The organism is Streptomyces sp. Z26 (genome assembly GCF_003665095.1).
GTDB lineage: Bacteria > Actinomycetota > Actinomycetes > Streptomycetales > Streptomycetaceae > Streptomyces > Streptomyces phytohabitans.
On record NZ_RCHV01000002.1, the window covers coordinates 3,982,361 to 3,997,530 of the forward strand.

Consider the following 15,170-nt stretch of genomic DNA (forward strand, 5'->3'; position numbering starts at 1 on the left):
ACGGACCAGTGGAATCACTCATCGGGCTGCTCGTCGGAGCACCGCTCCTCGGCGCGGCCGTCCTGCTGTGCGGGGGCCGCAGGCTCGACCGTACGGGGCACTGGCTCGGCACGCTGCTGGCCGCCGCCTCGTTCGTCGTCGGGCTGCTGCTCTTCGCGGACATGCTCGGCAAGGACACCGAGCAACGCGCCATGCACCAGCATCTGTTCAGCTGGATCCCCGTCGCCGACTTCCAGGCGGACGTGGGCTTCCAGCTCGACCAGCTGTCCATGACGTTCGTCCTGCTGATCTCCGGGGTCGGCACGCTCATCCACGTCTACTCCATCGGCTACATGGAGCACGACGAGCGGCGGCGGCGCTTCTTCGGCTATCTCAACCTCTTCCTCGCGGCGATGCTGCTGCTCGTCCTCGCGGACAACTACCTGCTGCTGTACGTCGGTTGGGAGGGCGTGGGCCTCGCCTCGTACCTGCTCATCGGCTTCTGGCAGCACAAGCCGAGCGCGGCGACCGCGGCGAAGAAGGCGTTCCTGGTCAACCGGGTCGGCGACGTCGGCCTGTCGATCGCGATCATGCTGATGTTCACCACGTTCGGCACCTTCGCCTTCGAGCCCGTGCTGGAGTCGACGGGCGAGACGAGCGAGGGCAAGCTGACGGCCATCGGCCTGATGCTGCTGCTGGCGGCCTGCGGCAAGTCGGCGCAGGTGCCGCTCCAGTCGTGGCTGGGCGACGCGATGGAGGGCCCGACCCCGGTCTCGGCCCTGATCCACGCGGCGACGATGGTCACCGCGGGCGTGTACCTGATCACCCGCTCCGGCGAGATCTTCAACGCCGCCCCCGACGCGCAGCTCGTCGTCGTCACCGTCGGCGCGGTCACGCTCCTCTTCGGTGCGATCGTCGGTTGCGCCAAGGACGACATCAAGAAGGCCCTCGCGGGCTCCACGATGTCGCAGATCGGCTACATGATGCTGGCGGCCGGACTCGGCCCGATCGGCTACGCGTTCGCGATCATGCACCTGGTCACCCACGGTTTCTTCAAGGCGGGCCTCTTCCTCGGCGCCGGTTCCGTGATGCACGGGATGAACGACGAGGTGGACATGCGGAAGTACGGCGGGCTGCGCAAGCACATGCCGGTCACCTTCGTCACGTTCGGCCTCGGCTACCTCGCGATCATCGGTTTCCCCGGCCTCTCCGGGTTCTTCTCCAAGGACCAGATCATCGAGGCGGCGTTCGCCAAGGGCGGCACCCAGGGCTGGATCCTCGGCACCTGCGCGCTGCTCGGCGCGGCCATCACCGCGTACTACATGACGCGGGTCATGCTCCTCACCTTCTTCGGTGAGAAGCGCTGGGACCCGGCGGAGACGCACCCGCACGAGTCGCCGCGGACGATGACGATCCCGATGATCGTCCTCGCCTTCGGCTCGGTCTTCGCGGGCGGCTACTTCAAGCTGAACGAGAACTTCGTGCACTGGCTGGAACCCGTCACCGAGTTCGAGCACGGGCATCCGCCCATGTCGGCGGCGACCGTCACCGCGGCCACCGTCGTGGCGCTGCTGATCGGCGTCACCGGCGCCTGGTTCCAGTACGGGCGCCGACCGGTGCCGGTGGTCGCCCCGCGCGGCAGCCTGCTGACCCGCGCGGCCCGGCGCGACCTGCTCCAGGACGACCTGAACCACGTGGTCCTGGTCAAGGGCGGCGAGCACCTGACGCGCGGCCTGGTCTACCTCGACCACAAGCTGGTCGACGGAGTCGTCAACGGCACGGCCGCCTCGTTCGGCGGCCTGTCCGGGCGGGTCCGGCGGGTCCAGAACGGTTTCGTCCGCTCGTACGCGGTCTCGATGTTCGGGGGTGCGGCGGTGCTCGTCGCCGCGACCTTGCTGATGAGGGCGGTCTGAGATGTCATTTCCCCTGCTGACGGTCACCGCACTGGTGCCCGCGGTCGGCGCGGTCGCCACGGCGGCGATGCCCGCCGCGCGCCGGTCGGCGGCCAAGTGGCTGGCGCTGTCCGTGTCCCTGGTGACGCTGGGGCTGGCGGCGGCCGTGCTCGTACGCTTCGACCCGGGCGGCGCCCGCTACCAGCTCACCGAGTCCCGGCCCTGGATCGCCGAGTTCGGCGTCCGCTACGAGCTGGGCGTGGACGGTATCGGCGCCGTACTGGTGGCGCTCACCGCGCTGCTCGTCCCGTTCATCCTCCTCGCCGGCTGGCACGACGCGGACGAGGAGGCGGGCGGCGACAAGCCGGGCCGCCGCTGGCGGCCCACCCAGGGCTTCTTCGCGCTGATCCTGGCCGTCGAGGCGATGGTGGTCATCTCCTTCCTGGCCACGGACGTCTTCCTCTTCTACATCTTCTTCGAAGCGATGCTCATCCCGATGTACTTCCTCATCGGCGGCTTCGGTGACCGTGCCCACGAGCACGGCGAGGAGGAGGCGTCGCGGCAGCGCTCGTACGCCGCCGTGAAGTTCCTGCTCTACAACCTGGCGGGCGGCCTCATCATGCTGGCCGCCGTCATCGGCCTGTACGCGGTCACCGCCGACCAGCTCGGCGAGGGCACGTTCTCGCTCCAGGCGATCACCGAGGCGCGCGCCAGCGGTGAGCTGGAGATGGCGACGAACACCGAACGGCTGCTGTTCCTCGGCTTCTTCTTCGCCTTCGCGGTGAAGGCGCCGCTGTTCCCGCTGCACACCTGGCTGCCCAACGCGATGGGCGAGGCGACCGCGCCGGTGGCCGTGCTGATCACGGCCGTCGTCGACAAGGTCGGCACGTTCGCGATGCTCCGCTACTGCCTCGGGCTGTTCCCGGAGGCGAGCGAGTGGGCCACGCCGGTGGTCCTGGTGCTGGCGCTGATCAGCATCATCTACGGCGCGCTGGTGGCCGTCGGCCAGCGGGACATGAAGCGGCTGATCGCGTACGCGTCGATCTCCCACTTCGGGTTCATCATCCTCGGCGTCTTCGCGATGACCTCCCAGGGCCACAGCGGCGCGACGCTCTACATGGTGAACCACGGCATCTCCACCGCCGCCCTGATGCTCGTCGCCGGATTCCTGATCACCCGGCGCGGCTCGCGGCTCATCGCGGACTACGGCGGTGTGCAGAAGGTGGCGCCGGTGCTGGCGGGCGCGTTCCTCGTGGGCGGTCTCGCGACGCTGTCGCTGCCCGGACTGGCGCCGTTCATCAGCGAGTTCCTGGTCCTGGTCGGTACGTTCAGCCGCTACCCGGTGGTCGGCGTCATCGCCGCCGCGACCATCGTGCTGGCCGCGCTGTACGTCCTCGTCCTCTACCAGCGGACGATGACCGGCCCGGTGAAGGAGGGCGTCAAGGGGATGCCCGACCTGCGCGTCCGCGAACTCGCGGTCGTCACCCCGCTGATCGCCCTGCTGATCTTCCTCGGCGTCTTCCCGAAGCCGCTGACGGACATCGTCAACCCTGCGGTCGAGCACACGCTCTCCGACGTGGAGAAGCACGATCCTGCCCCTGATGTGGAGGCGGCCAAGTGAGCACCACGCAATCCGTCCACAACCTGTGGACGCACGCGGCGGCCGAGCCGGAGAAGATCCCGACCCCGCACATCGAGTACGCCCAGCTGTCACCGACGCTGATCGTGCTCGGCGCCGCCCTCGTCGGCATCCTGATCGAGGCGTTCCTGCCGCGGCGCACCCGTTACACCGCGCAGGTCCTCGTCGCCGTGGTGGCGCTGGCCTCGGCGTTCGCCGCCGTCCTCGCCCTCGGTATGGACGGGTACGGCACCACGAAGGCGCAGGTCGCCGCCATGGGCGCGATCGCGGTCGACGGTCCCGCGCTGTTCCTCCAGGGCACGATCCTGCTGGTGGGCCTCGTCGCGGTCTTCACGTTCGCGGAACGGCGGCTCGACCCCACCGCGCACGGCAACCGCGTCGACTCGTTCGCCGCGCAGGCCGCGTCCGTACCGGGCGGGCAGGGTGAACGGGACGCCGTACGGGCCGGGTTCACCACCACCGAGGTCTTCCCGATCGCCCTCTTCGCGATCGCCGGCATGCTGGTCTTCCCGGCGGCCAACGACCTGCTGACGCTCTTCATCGCGCTGGAGGTCTTCTCCCTCCCGCTGTACATCCTGTGCGCGCTCTCCCGCCGCAACCGCCTGATGTCGCAGGAGGCGGCGGTGAAGTACTTCCTGCTGGGAGCCTTCTCCTCCGCGTTCCTGCTGTTCGGCATCGCGCTGCTGTACGGCTACGCGGGCGCCGTCGACTACTCGTCCATCGCCCGCGTCGTCAGCAACGCCGACAACGCCACCGACCCGGCCCTCGCCGGGACCATGGGCAACGACGCGCTGCTCCTCATCGGCGGCGCCATGGTGCTGATGGGCATGCTGTTCAAGGTCGGCGCCGTGCCGTTCCACATGTGGACCCCGGACGTCTACCAGGGCGCCCCCACCCCGGTCACCGGCTTCATGGCGGCGGCCACCAAGGTGGCGGCGTTCGGCGCGCTGCTGCGGCTGCTGTACGTCGTGCTGCCGGGCCTGCGCTGGGACTGGGAGCCCGTGATGTGGGGCGTCGCGATCGTCACCATGCTGGGTGGCGCGATCGTCGCGATCACGCAGACCGACATCAAGCGCCTGCTGGCGTACTCCTCCATCGCGCACGCCGGGTTCATCCTCGCCGGTGTCGTCGCGACGTCGGAGGACGGCGTCTCGTCCGTGCTGTTCTACCTGGCGGCGTACTCCTTCGTGACGCTCGGCGCCTTCGCGGTCGTGACGCTCGTACGGGACGCGGGCGGCGAGGCCACGCACCTGTCCAAGTGGGCCGGGCTGGGCCGCCGTTCGCCGCTGGTCGCGGCGGTCTTCGCGGTGTTCCTGCTGGCCTTCGCGGGCATCCCGCTGACGTCCGGCTTCACCGGCAAGTTCGCGGTGTTCAAGGCGGCGGCGGAGAGCGGCGCGGGCGCCCTGGTGGTCGTCGGTGTCATCTCGTCCGCCATCGCGGCGTTCTTCTACATCCGCGTCATCGTGCTCATGTTCTTCCAGGAGCCGAAGGCGGACGGGCCCACCGTGGCCGTCCCCAGCCCGCTGACGATCACGGCGATCGGCATCGGCGTCGCGGTCACCCTGGTGCTCGGCCTCGCGCCGCAGTACTTCCTGGAACTGGCCGGGGACGCGGGCGTGTTCGTGCGCTGAGCCGCCCGTACGCCCACCCGGACGCACCACCGCCCGGCACCTCCTGCGAGGGGTGCCGGGCGGTGCCGTGTGCGGGGGAGCGGGGGGCGGTTCTCAGCCGCCGGGGGACGGCTCGATCCGGCCCGTCACCTCGCCCAGCCCGATCCGCGCCCCGTCCGGGCCCGGCGCCCACGCGGAGAGCGTCACCTCGTCGCCGTCCGCGAGGAACGGCCCCTTGCCCTCGGTGACCTCCAACAGCGAGCCCAACTGGTCCGGCTCCGGGCCGCTGACCGTCCCCGAGGCGTACAGGTCGCCCGTACGCAGCGAGGCGCCGTTCACCGTCAGGTGCGCCAACTGCTGCTGCGCCGTCCAGTACATCGACGAGAACGGCGGCTCCGCGATCCGCCGCCCGTTCAACGTGACGGTGATCCGCAGGTCGAAGCCGCCGGGCTCGGCCACGGCGCCGTCGCCGTCGTCCAGGTACGGCAGCAGCGGGAAGTCCCGGGCGGGCGGCCGCGTACGGGCCGCGTCCAACGCGTCCACCGGCGTGATCCACGGGGACACCGACGTCTGGAACGACTTGCCCAGGAACGGGCCCAGCGGCACGTACTCCCACGCCTGGAGGTCCCGCGCCGACCAGTCGTTCAGCAGGCACACGCCGAAGACGTGGTCGCGGAACGCGTCCTGCCCGACCGGCTCGCCCAGCCGCGACGGGGCGCCGACCACGAACGCGACCTCGGCCTCGATGTCCAGCCGCGTCGACGGGCCGAACAGCGGCGCCTCCGCGGTGGGCGGCTTCCGCTGGCCCCGCGGCCGTACGACCGGCGTGCCGGACACGACGACGGTGCCCGCGCGGCCGTGGTAACCGATCGGCAGGTGCTTCCAGTTGGGCGTCAGCGGGTCGCTGCCGGGGCGGAAGATCCGGCCGACGTTGGCGGCGTGGTGCTCGCTGGCGTAGAAGTCGACGTAGTCCGCCACCTCGAACGGCAGCCGCAGCTCCACCTCCGCGAGCGGACGCAGATGCCGCGCCGTGGCCGCACGCCGCTCCGAGCCGCCCGTCAGCCACTCCCGCAGCTCGGCCCGTACCGCCTGCCAGACGGGACGGCCCGCGGCCAGCAGCGGGTTGAGCAGCGGCTCCCGCAGCAACTCGGCGTGCGGGGAGCCGAACTCGGTGGCGGCGGCGCCCGCGTCCAGCACGTACGCGCCGTAGCGGACGCCGATCCGGGGCTGCCCGGCGTCCCGTCCGTCCGGTGTGGTGCGGGCGTCGTGCGGGCCGGGGTCCGTGAACAGGCCGTACGGCAGGTTGTCCGCGCCGAAGAGATCGTCTCCGGGCAGGTCCAGCGCGCTGGCTTCGGTCATCCGTGGTGCCTCGCCTTCGAGGTCGTCGCCGGTCAGGGGCCGCCGCCAGGCTATCGGGCGGCCCGTCACGGAACGCGCGGTGGCACGGGACGGCCGTCGCCGTACGTAGCCGGACGCACAGGGGTGGTCACGGTGAGGCTCCGGGGGTACGCGGGGGTAGTGATCGACCTGTGACCGGCTACGCTGCCAGAGATGGTGGCAGCGATTCATCGACATGCAGCCGCGTAGACAGGAGTACCCCTCGTGACCGTCGACGGGCCGTTCGGGCTGAGCGTGCGGGACCAGGCTCTCGAAGCCGATGTCCAGGCAGGGTTGTCGGCAGTCGAAGAAGGTCTCATGGAGGCCACGAAGAGCGACGTGCCGTTCATCACGGGCGCCGCGCAGCACCTCGTACGGGCCGGGGGGAAGCGCTTCCGGCCGCTGCTGGTGATGCTCGGCGCGCAGTTCGGGGACCCGCACGAGCCGGGCGTCGTACCGTCCGCCGTGGTCGTCGAGCTGACGCACCTGGCGACGCTCTACCACGACGACGTGATGGACCAGGCCGACGTACGGCGCGGGGTGCCCAGCGCGAACGCCAACTGGGGCAACTCGGTGGCCGTCCTCACCGGCGACTTCCTCTTCGCCCGCGCCTCGCAGATACTCGCGGACCTGGGCCCCGAGGCCGTACGCATCCAGGCGGAGGCGTTCGAACGGCTCGTCACCGGCCAGATCATGGAGACCGCCGGGCCGCAGGACGGCCAGGACCCCGTCGCCCACTACCTCGAGGTGCTCTCCGGCAAGACCGGCTCGCTGATCGCGGTGGCCTGCCGCTTCGGGGCGATGACGGCCGGGGCGGACGAGAGCGTCACCTCGACGCTCACGCAGTACGGCGAGCGGATCGGCACCGCCTTCCAGCTCGCCGACGACGTACTGGACATCGCCAGCGACTCCCACGAGTCCGGCAAGACGCCGGGGACCGACCTGCGGGAGGGCGTGGCCACGCTGCCGGTGCTGTACCTGCGGGAGCACGCCGCGAACGGCGGGGCCGCCGCCGACCGCGAGCTGTGCCGGCTGCTCGACGGGGACCTGACGGACGACGCGCGGCACGCGGAGGCGCTGGCCGGGCTGCGCGCGCACCCGGCGCTGGAGCAGGCGCGGCGGGACACCGTGCGGTACGCACGGGAGGCGCGGGCGACGCTGGAGCCGCTGGCGGACGGGCCGGCGAAGCTCGCCCTGTCGGACCTGTGCGACGCGGTGGTGCACCGCGCGGGCTGAGCGGGTCGGGGCTGTGGTCCGGGGCCGGGCCCGGGCCCGTGGCGGCGCGGAGGCGCCGGGCGGTGCGGGCGGTGCGGGCGGTGCGGCGCTGGTTCGGGTCCGGTGGCGGCCCGCGGGGCCTCAGGGGTGCGTGAGGGTGCCCCGTACGGGTAACCGGGTACGCGTGGGGCCACCCGGCGGAGGCGGCCGAGGCGCGCGTAGTCCCGTGGGAGTACGCGGAGTTGCCTCCCTCGGCTGACGCCCGGCCGCCGGTGATTTGGTGCTATTGATTCACCATCCCGCACCAGTTCGGGTGACAATGGCGGCAAGGGGTGGACGAGTGCGAGGTAAGAAAGCGCCGCCGACCACGGAGGTAGGCACACACATGGCACAGATCCAACCGGGCAAGCCGCGCAGGAAAGCGGTGCGCTACGGCGTTCCGGTCGCGGTCGCGGGCGTCGCCGCCGCGACGATCGGGCTCGTCCCGGCGCTCGCCGACTCCGGTGACCCGGACCTGCCGAAGATCACCGCCGAGGAACTCCTGGCCAAGATGGCCGAGTCGGACGTACCGCACCAGTCCGGCACCGTGAAGGTCGAGACGGACCTCGGCCTCCCCGCCCTGCCGGGCACCGGCGGCGGCAGCCGCGGGCCGTTCGGCGGCGGTGACGACGAGCGCGGGGACGATGGTCAGCGCGGGGGCGGTGCGGACGACGGCGAGGACGGGTCCGCCGCGGACCCGCAGAAGAAGCTCATGGAGCTGGCCTCCGGCACGCACACGCTCCGGGTGGCCACGGACGGGCCCGACAAGCAGCGCGTCTCGGTCGTCGAGGAGGCCGCCGAGTACAGCCTCATCCACAACGGCCGGGACCTGTGGGCGTACGACAGCGCCAGCAACTCCGCCGTCCACAGCAGCCTTCCCGAGGGCGCGCACCACGGCGCGGACAAGGACGACGCGGGCAAGGACGGTAAGGGCAGGGGCGGTAAGGGCGGGGGCGGGGCGCACGAGATGCCCGGCGGCGTGGCCGATCTGACTCCGGAGAAGGCCGCCGAGCAGGCGCTGAAGGCCGTCGACAAGACGACCTCGGTGTCCGTGGACGGCACCGCGAAGGTCGCGGGCCGCGACGCGTACCAGCTCGTCGTCAAGCCCAAGGCCGAGGACTCGACCGTCGAGGCCGTCCGTATCGCCGTCGACGCGGACAACGGCGCCCCGCTGAAGTTCACGCTCACCCCCGACGGCGGCGGCAAGCCCGTCGTCGACATCTCCTACCGGAACGTCGACTTCGGCAAGCCCGACGCGGACTCCTTCACCTTCAAGGCGCCGAAGGGCACGGAGGTGACCGAGAAGAAGCTCGGCGGAGCCGCCGGTGCGGCCACCAAGAAGCCCGGCAAGGACGCGCGGCCCGAACTGTCGGAGCTGTCCGGCCTCAACACGTTCGGCAAGGGCTGGGGCACCGTCGCCGAGATCCCGCTGCCCGGCGGCGGGCTGCCGGGGCCCCTGCTCGGTGACGCGAAGGGCGCGGAGTCCGAGCCGGTGAAGCGGCTGTTGGACAGTTTCACGGACGAGGCCGAGGGCGACTTCGGCACCGGACGGGTCTTCGAGACCCGGCTCGTGAACGCCCTGATCACGGACGACGGCAAGCTTTTCGTCGGCGCCGTGACCAAGGAGGGCCTGGTCAAGGCGGCCGACGCGGCGGCCAAGTAACCCCGGCGGCGGCCCCGCGCGCCACGGTGCGCGGGGCGGCCCGTCCCGCGGACGTACCAAGCGCCCGGGGACGTACGCCGCGCCCGCCGTGCGCCGCGCACCCGCGGGCGTACGGAGCACAGGACACATCTCGCATCGCCGCCGCCCGGCAACCGCCGGGTGGCGGCGAAGTTCCTCCCAGGGAGCACCATGGCAGAGGCGGCCGAAGCCGTTGTCGAGACGCAGGGGCTCAGCAAGCGCTACCGAGGCGGTCAGCTCGCCGTGGACAGCCTCGACCTGTCCGTGCCCCGGGGCAGCGTCTTCGGATTCCTCGGGCCCAACGGCTCGGGCAAGACCACCACGATCCGGATGCTGCTCGGCCTGATCGAGCCCTCCGACGGCACCGCCCATCTGCTCGGCATGCCCATGCCGCACGCCGCCGGGCGCGTCCTCCCGCACGTCGGCGCCCTGATCGAGGGCCCCGCGCTCTACGACTTCCTCTCCGGCCGTGACAACCTCCTCCGCTACGACGCCGCCGACCCCACCGCCGACCCCCGCACCCGCCGCACCCGCGTCGCGGCGGCGCTCGACCGCGTGGGCCTGTCGGCCGCCGGGGGCAAGAAGGCCAAGGCGTACTCGCTCGGCATGAAGCAGCGCCTCGGGCTCGCCTCCGCCCTGCTGCAACCCCGTCGCCTCCTCGTACTGGACGAGCCCACCAACGGACTCGACCCGCAGGGCATGCGCGAGATCCGCGTCCTCGTCCGCGAACTCGCGGATGACGGCATCACGGTCTTCCTCTCCTCCCATCTGCTGGACGAGATCGAGCAGGTCTGCACGCACACCGCCGTGATGAACCGAGGCAGGCTCATCACTCAGGGCACCGTCGCCGAGATGTCCGCGGGGGCGCGCGGCCGTCTCGTCGTCACCACCCCGGACACGGCCGAGGCCGTGCCGGTCCTCAAGGAGCACGGGGTCACGGACGTCACCGTCGTCGAGGACCGGGTGTCCGGCGAACTGCCCGCCACCGACCCGCCGGACCTGGCGGACGTCAACGCCGCCCTGGTGGCCGCCGACGTACGGGTGCGGGCCTTCGGACTCGAACGCGCCTCACTGGAGGACGTGTTCGTCGCACTCACCGGGGAGGGCTTCGATGTCGCAGGCTGAGACCGGTGACCAGCACGACGTCCAGCGGGACACGGGCGTACGCCGAGACGTGGAAGGCGAGTGGCAGGGCCCGCGAACGGCGCCGACGACGGCCGTTCCGGCCACCGCTCCCACCGGCGGACCGACCGCGGCCGGTCCGACCGCCGCGGGGCCGCTTCTGTCCGGAGCGCCCGCGGGCAGTCGGCTCGGGCGGCTGGGTCTCGGCCTGTTCCGCAGCGAACTCCTCACGACCTTCCGCCGGTGGCGGACGCTCGCGCTGCTCGGCGTGCTGGCACTCGTACCGGTCATGGTCGGCATCGCCGTCAAGATCGAGACGAGTGACGGCGGCGCCGTGGGCGACGGGGGAGGGGAGGGGCCCGCCTTCATCGCCCAGGTCACCAACAACGGTCTGTTCCTGGTGTTCACCTCGCTCGCGGTGACCCTTCCCTTCTTCCTCCCCATGACCGTCGGGGTGATCGCCGGTGACTCGCTCGCGGGGGAGGCGGCGAGCGGGACGCTGCGCTATCTGCTGGTCGCGCCCGCCGGCCGTACCCGGCTGTTGCTGGTCAAGTACGCCACCACCTTCGTCTTCTGTCTCGCCGCGACCCTGGTCGTGGCGCTCTCGGCGCTGATCGTCGGGTCATTGCTGTTCCCCCTCGGGGAGGTCACCCTCCTCTCCGGCACCACCGTGTCGTTCGGTGAGGGACTCGGGCGGGCGCTGGTCATAGCGGTGCTGGTCGCGCTCTCCCTGCTCGGGCTGGCGGCACTGGGCGTGTTCATCTCCACGCTGACGAACAGCGGTGTCACCGCGATGGCCGCCACCGTCGGCCTGCTGATCACCGTGCAGATCCTGGACACCATCCCGCAGTTGCACGCGGTGCCCCCCTTCCTCTTCCCCCACTACTGGCTGTCGTTCGGGGACGTGCTGCGCGATCCGGTGTACTGGGACCAGCTGGTGAAGAACCTCGGCCTCCAGGCCCTCTACGCCGCGTTCTTCGGTTCGGCGGCCTGGGCCCGTCTGACCACGAAGGACATCACGGCCTGAATCCGGCGAACCGTCCCGCCGGGTGAGGGACTGTCACCGAGGTGACTGCGAACTGACAGCACTCTGTTGTCTCCGGGCTGGACACTGGGGCTGCTTCTCGGCCATCCGAGGAGAGCGGAACCCCTCGTCAGCAGCCCCACCGCCGGGCTGCCACCCCCCACCCGGAGGTACTGGATGCGTCGTCGGTTCATCACCGGCCTGTCCAGCGCGGCTGTCGCGCTGGCCGCCACGGCAGCCATGGCCGCTCCCGCGAACGCGGCGCCCGCGGACAAGCTCCAGGTCATGTCCAGCTGGAGCCAGACCAGCGCCAGCAGCCAGCAGGCGTTCCTGAACGCGCGTGCCCACCAGGGTGACTGGTCGGCGTACGGCTTCGACTGGAGCACGGACAAGTGCAGCTCCTCTCCTGACAACCCCTTCGGTTTCCCGTTCGAGAACTCGTGCATCCGGCACGACTTCAACTACCGCAACTACAAGGCGGTGGGTAAGTTCGACGCGAACAAGGCCCGGATCGACAGTGCCTTCTACGAGGACCTGAAGCGGGTCTGCAACGGTTACTCGGGTGCCCAGAAGACCGCGTGCAGCGGTCTCGCCTGGACGTACTACCAGGCCGTCTCCAAGCTCGGTGTGGCTCCGGCCGACACCGGCGCCCAGGTGGACCAGGCCGCGTAGTCCACCCGTCTCCGTGCGCCGCCCGGCCCTCGCCGGGACGCTGTGCCCTTCTTCTGCCCGTCCGGTCCACGACCGGGCGGGCAGAAGTCTTTCCCGGACGGACCGGCCGGGGGCGCCGGGCTCAGTGCACGCAGAACTCGTTGCCCTCCGGGTCCTGGAGGACCGTCCACTCGCCTGACGGCTCTGCGACCTGCCGCACCAGCGTCGCCCCGAGCGACTCCAGCCGCGCCACCGTGGCCGCGCGCCCCGCCGGGCCGGAGTGGACGTCGATGTGCAGTCTGTTCTTGCCCGCCTTCGGCTCCGGCACCCGCACGAACAGCAGCCTTCTGCCCAGGCCGGCGCCGCTGTCGGGATCGAACGGGTCCTCCGGGTGCCGGGTCGCGGTGGCGTCCCGCCAGAACTTCCGGCCCTTGAACTCGACCAGCAGCGACGCGTCGACGACGCCCTCGCCCAGCAGCCGCTCGATCCGCGTGCTGTTGTCCTCCAGTTCGTACCCCAGGACGTCGGACCAGAAGGCCGCCTGCCGCTGCGGCTCGGCAGAGTCGATCACGAGCTTCCAGCCGAGGGTCATGTCGCGTCCTTCCGTCGGGGACTTCCGTTCCGTGCGTAACCAGTTATAGTGGTTACATGACTGAGTTCGCAAGGGGGTCCTCGAAGGGACTCCTCCTCCAGCCGCCGGACGGGGTGGACTTCCACTTCGATCCCGGTTCCCTGTGCCTGGAGCTGCTCGTGACGGGTGGCCCGGGTCCTCTTGCCCGCTTCGAGGTGCTTCACCGACCCGCGGGGCTCACCGGGTGGGCCGAGTCCTCCCGTCTCGACCCGACGCCCCATCTGGAGGTGACGGAGCTGGAGTTGGCGGCGGCCCGGCTCCTGCGGGACTCGGTGCTGACGCTGGCCCGTGACCGGCTGCGGGGGCGGGAGCCGCGCCCCGAGGACCTGGCGGAGGTGAACGCGGCGGCGGCGCGGCCACCGCTGGCCCCCGTGCTGGAGTGGCCCGAGCCCGGCGGCCTGGAGTGGCTGCCCGCGACGGGCACTCAGCTCCTCTCGACGGTCGCGCGGGACGCGATCGACCTGTTCACCGGCCCGTACGCCCATCGGATACGGGAGTGCGGCGCGGACGACTGCTCCCTGATCTTCGTGGACACCTCGCGCCCAGGGCGGCGCCGCTGGTGCTCCATGGAGCGTTGCGGCAACCGCCACAAGGTCCGCGCGCTGCGCGCGCGGCAGGGCGGCGCGGGAACGGACGAAGAGGCGGGCGGGCCGCTCCCGGGCACGGGCGGCGGCGACGCGACGGCGCGCGCGGAAGCGGTGGACACCGGGGTACCGGCCGCCGACGCGGGGTTCGGGGACGCGGGAAGTCCCCGGGGCGCGGGGAGCGCCGGGAGTTCCGAGGACGCCGGGGACTCCCCGGAGTTCGGGGGCCGGTTGCCCACCGGGCTCACCCGGGACGCCGGGTGGGAGATCGGCGTCTCGAAGACCCTCGGGCATCCGCCCGGCGCCGTATGGGACTTCATCACCGGACCGGAGGGCCTGTCGTGCTGGCTCGGTGACGGTGTCGACCTGCACGACGGCGCGAAGGGGCGGGCGTACGAGACCGACGACGGCACGGTGGGGGAGGTGCGCAGCTACCGCCCCGGTGACCGCATCCGGCTGACGTGGCGGCCCTCCGGCTGGGACCACGACACGACCGTGCAGGTCGCGGTCACCGCGTCACGCGGATCGGAGGAGAGAAGCGTGCTGCGCTTCCATCAGGAGTGGCTGGCCGGTCCGGAGGAGCGGGAGCGGCAGCGGACTCACTGGCGGGCGGTGATGGACTCCGTGGTGGCCTCGCTCGACGCCTGACCCGCGGCGGCGGTCGCGGCGGCCTCCGCGGCCCGCGCCCGCAACTCGGCCCGCCCCCGGTGGGCGTGCCGCAGGGCGTCCCAGGTCAGCAGCACGAGCGCGGCCCACACCAGCCCGAAGCCCGCCCAGCGTTCGGCCGGCATCGGCTCGTGGAAGACCAGCAGCCCGAGGACGAACATGAACGCGGGAGCCATGTACTGGAGGAGCCCGATGGTCGACAGCGGCAGCCGTACGGCCGCGGCGCCGAAGAAGATCAGCGGCAGCGCGGTGGCGATACCGGTGCACGCCAGCAGCAGGGCGTGCGCGGGACCGTCCGTGGCGAAGGTGGCCTCGCCCCGGGAGCCGAGATAGAGGAGGACGCCGAGCGCCGGGAGGAACTGCATGGCCGTCTCGGTGCTGAAGCTCTCGACGCCGTCCAGCTGCACGCGCTTCTTCAGCAGCCCGTACGTGGCGAAGCTGAAGGCCAGGACGATGGACAGCCAGGGCAGTTGGCCGTAGCCGACGGACAGGACGACGACCGCCAGCACGCCGATGGCGACGGCCAGCCACTGGGTGCGCCGCAGCCGTTCCCGCAGCAGCAGCACGCCGAACGCGATCGAGACGAGGGGGTTGATGAAGTAGCCGAGGGAGGCTTCGATGACGCGGTCGTTGGCGACCGCCCAGATGAACAGGCCCCAGTTCACGGAGATCACCGAGGCGGCGAGGAACAGCAGCCCTATCCTCCGGGGCTCCTTCAGCAGCGGCCGTATCCATCCCCAGCGGCGCAGGAGCACGAGTATCGCGACCGCCGTGGGCAGCGACCACACCATGCGGTGCGCGAGGGTCTCGGCCGCGGGGGTGGATTCCAGCAGGTGCCAGTAGAGAGGAAGGAGGCCCCACATCCCGTAGGCGGCGAGCCCGAAGACGAGACCGGTCCGGGTCTGGCTCGACGGCTGCATCTGGTTTCCTCCGGGAGCTGGGGCGAGACACCCATGAAGGTAACGCCGAAAAACCCGGCTGTCATTTCCGTTCCGAATGACGGTCATGACAGCCGGGTGCGGGGCGCGGGCCGGACAGCCGGGGCGGTCCGGCCGGTGCC

Annotated in this window: 12 protein-coding genes and 1 pseudogene; 10 read left to right on the plus strand and 3 right to left on the minus strand. The window is 71.5% G+C overall.

All coding sequences use genetic code 11. From position 1 onward, the window contains the following. Nucleotides 1-8 precede the first annotated feature (8 nt). From nuoL to nuoN, 3 genes are read left to right on the plus strand one after another with little or no spacing between them, the layout of a single operon-like run. Entirely contained in the window at nt 9-1,892 is a 1,884-nt protein-coding gene (gene nuoL / locus D7M15_RS17665; protein ID WP_121518401.1) for an NADH-quinone oxidoreductase subunit L, read from the plus strand. A 1-nt stretch (nt 1,893) separates the two neighbouring features. After that, the gene (locus tag D7M15_RS17670) at nt 1,894-3,492 is read left to right on the plus strand and encodes an NADH-quinone oxidoreductase subunit M (protein WP_121518402.1); all 1,599 of its coding nucleotides are present in this window, start codon (nt 1,894-1,896) and stop codon (nt 3,490-3,492) included. Beyond that, the gene (gene nuoN / locus D7M15_RS17675) at nt 3,489-5,141 is read left to right on the plus strand and encodes an NADH-quinone oxidoreductase subunit NuoN (protein ID WP_121518403.1); all 1,653 of its coding nucleotides are present in this window, start codon (nt 3,489-3,491) and stop codon (nt 5,139-5,141) included. Before D7M15_RS17670 ends, nuoN begins: the two co-directional genes overlap by 4 nt. A gap of 93 nt (nt 5,142-5,234) precedes the next feature. On the opposite strand, the gene fahA is transcribed toward nuoN, so the two are convergent. Then, nucleotides 5,235-6,479, minus strand: coding sequence for a fumarylacetoacetase (fahA, locus tag D7M15_RS17680; protein WP_121518404.1), 1,245 nt, complete (start codon nt 6,477-6,479; stop codon nt 5,235-5,237). A gap of 243 nt (nt 6,480-6,722) precedes the next feature. Here fahA and D7M15_RS17685 point away from each other — a divergent pair, with 243 nt between their 5' ends. The 5 genes from D7M15_RS17685 (at nt 6,723) to D7M15_RS17705 (ending at nt 12,250) form a co-directional block, all read left to right on the plus strand. Then, complete coding sequence (locus D7M15_RS17685; protein ID WP_121518405.1) at nt 6,723-7,733, plus strand: polyprenyl synthetase family protein; 1,011 nt, start codon at nt 6,723-6,725, stop codon at nt 7,731-7,733. 364 nt (nt 7,734-8,097) lie between these two features. Continuing rightward, nucleotides 8,098-9,414 (plus strand): DUF2092 domain-containing protein, encoded by a 1,317-nt coding sequence (locus D7M15_RS17690; RefSeq protein ID WP_121518406.1) that lies wholly within the window; start codon nt 8,098-8,100, stop codon nt 9,412-9,414. A 189-nt stretch (nt 9,415-9,603) separates the two neighbouring features. After that, a complete protein-coding gene (locus D7M15_RS17695; protein ID WP_121518407.1) occupies nt 9,604-10,557 on the plus strand; it encodes an ABC transporter ATP-binding protein in 954 nt (317 codons plus the stop codon). Then, nucleotides 10,544-11,581 (plus strand): ABC transporter permease, encoded by a 1,038-nt coding sequence (locus D7M15_RS17700; RefSeq protein WP_240649355.1) that lies wholly within the window; start codon nt 10,544-10,546, stop codon nt 11,579-11,581. Before D7M15_RS17695 ends, D7M15_RS17700 begins: the two co-directional genes overlap by 14 nt. 174 nt (nt 11,582-11,755) lie before the next feature. Then, on the plus strand, nt 11,756-12,250 hold the full coding sequence (locus D7M15_RS17705; protein WP_121518408.1) for a phospholipase: 495 nt from the start codon (nt 11,756-11,758) through the stop codon (nt 12,248-12,250). A gap of 121 nt (nt 12,251-12,371) precedes the next feature. Here D7M15_RS17705 and D7M15_RS17710 read toward each other — a convergent pair whose 3' ends face one another. Further along, the gene (locus tag D7M15_RS17710; RefSeq protein ID WP_121518409.1) at nt 12,372-12,821 is read right to left on the minus strand and encodes a VOC family protein; all 450 of its coding nucleotides are present in this window, start codon (nt 12,819-12,821) and stop codon (nt 12,372-12,374) included. A 56-nt stretch (nt 12,822-12,877) separates the two neighbouring features. On the opposite strand from D7M15_RS17710, the pseudogene D7M15_RS29090 reads away from it, so the two are divergent. Both D7M15_RS29090 and D7M15_RS29095 read left to right on the plus strand, forming a co-directional pair. Continuing rightward, nucleotides 12,878-13,474: pseudogene (locus D7M15_RS29090) on the plus strand (ABATE domain-containing protein); the annotation flags it as partial. Nucleotides 13,475-13,675: 201 nt separating this feature from the next. Further along, nucleotides 13,676-14,092 (plus strand): SRPBCC domain-containing protein, encoded by a 417-nt coding sequence (locus tag D7M15_RS29095; protein WP_240649677.1) that lies wholly within the window; start codon nt 13,676-13,678, stop codon nt 14,090-14,092. Here the strand turns inward: D7M15_RS29095 and rarD are convergent. Continuing rightward, nucleotides 14,044-15,030, minus strand: a complete 987-nt coding sequence (gene rarD, locus D7M15_RS17720) for an EamA family transporter RarD (RefSeq protein WP_121518411.1) — start codon at nt 15,028-15,030, stop codon at nt 14,044-14,046. The two genes, D7M15_RS29095 and rarD, sit on opposite strands and share 49 nt — an antisense overlap. Nucleotides 15,031-15,170: the final 140 nt, after the last annotated feature.

What these genes read in the sequence shown, in the direction of transcription:
- D7M15_RS17670 (WP_121518402.1), top strand. Translation starts at nt 1,894, where the DNA reads ATGTCATTTCCCCTGCTGACGGTCACCGCACTGGTGCCCGCGGTCGGC.
- D7M15_RS17700 (WP_240649355.1), top strand. Translation starts at nt 10,544, where the DNA reads ATGTCGCAGGCTGAGACCGGTGACCAGCACGACGTCCAGCGGGACACG.
- fahA (WP_121518404.1), bottom strand. Translation starts at nt 6,479, where the DNA reads ATGACCGAAGCCAGCGCGCTGGACCTGCCCGGAGACGATCTCTTCGGC.
- D7M15_RS17710 (WP_121518409.1), bottom strand. Translation starts at nt 12,821, where the DNA reads ATGACCCTCGGCTGGAAGCTCGTGATCGACTCTGCCGAGCCGCAGCGG.
- D7M15_RS17695 (WP_121518407.1), top strand. Translation starts at nt 9,604, where the DNA reads ATGGCAGAGGCGGCCGAAGCCGTTGTCGAGACGCAGGGGCTCAGCAAG.
- D7M15_RS17705 (WP_121518408.1), top strand. Translation starts at nt 11,756, where the DNA reads ATGCGTCGTCGGTTCATCACCGGCCTGTCCAGCGCGGCTGTCGCGCTG.
- rarD (WP_121518411.1), bottom strand. Translation starts at nt 15,030, where the DNA reads ATGCAGCCGTCGAGCCAGACCCGGACCGGTCTCGTCTTCGGGCTCGCC.
- D7M15_RS17690 (WP_121518406.1), top strand. Translation starts at nt 8,098, where the DNA reads ATGGCACAGATCCAACCGGGCAAGCCGCGCAGGAAAGCGGTGCGCTAC.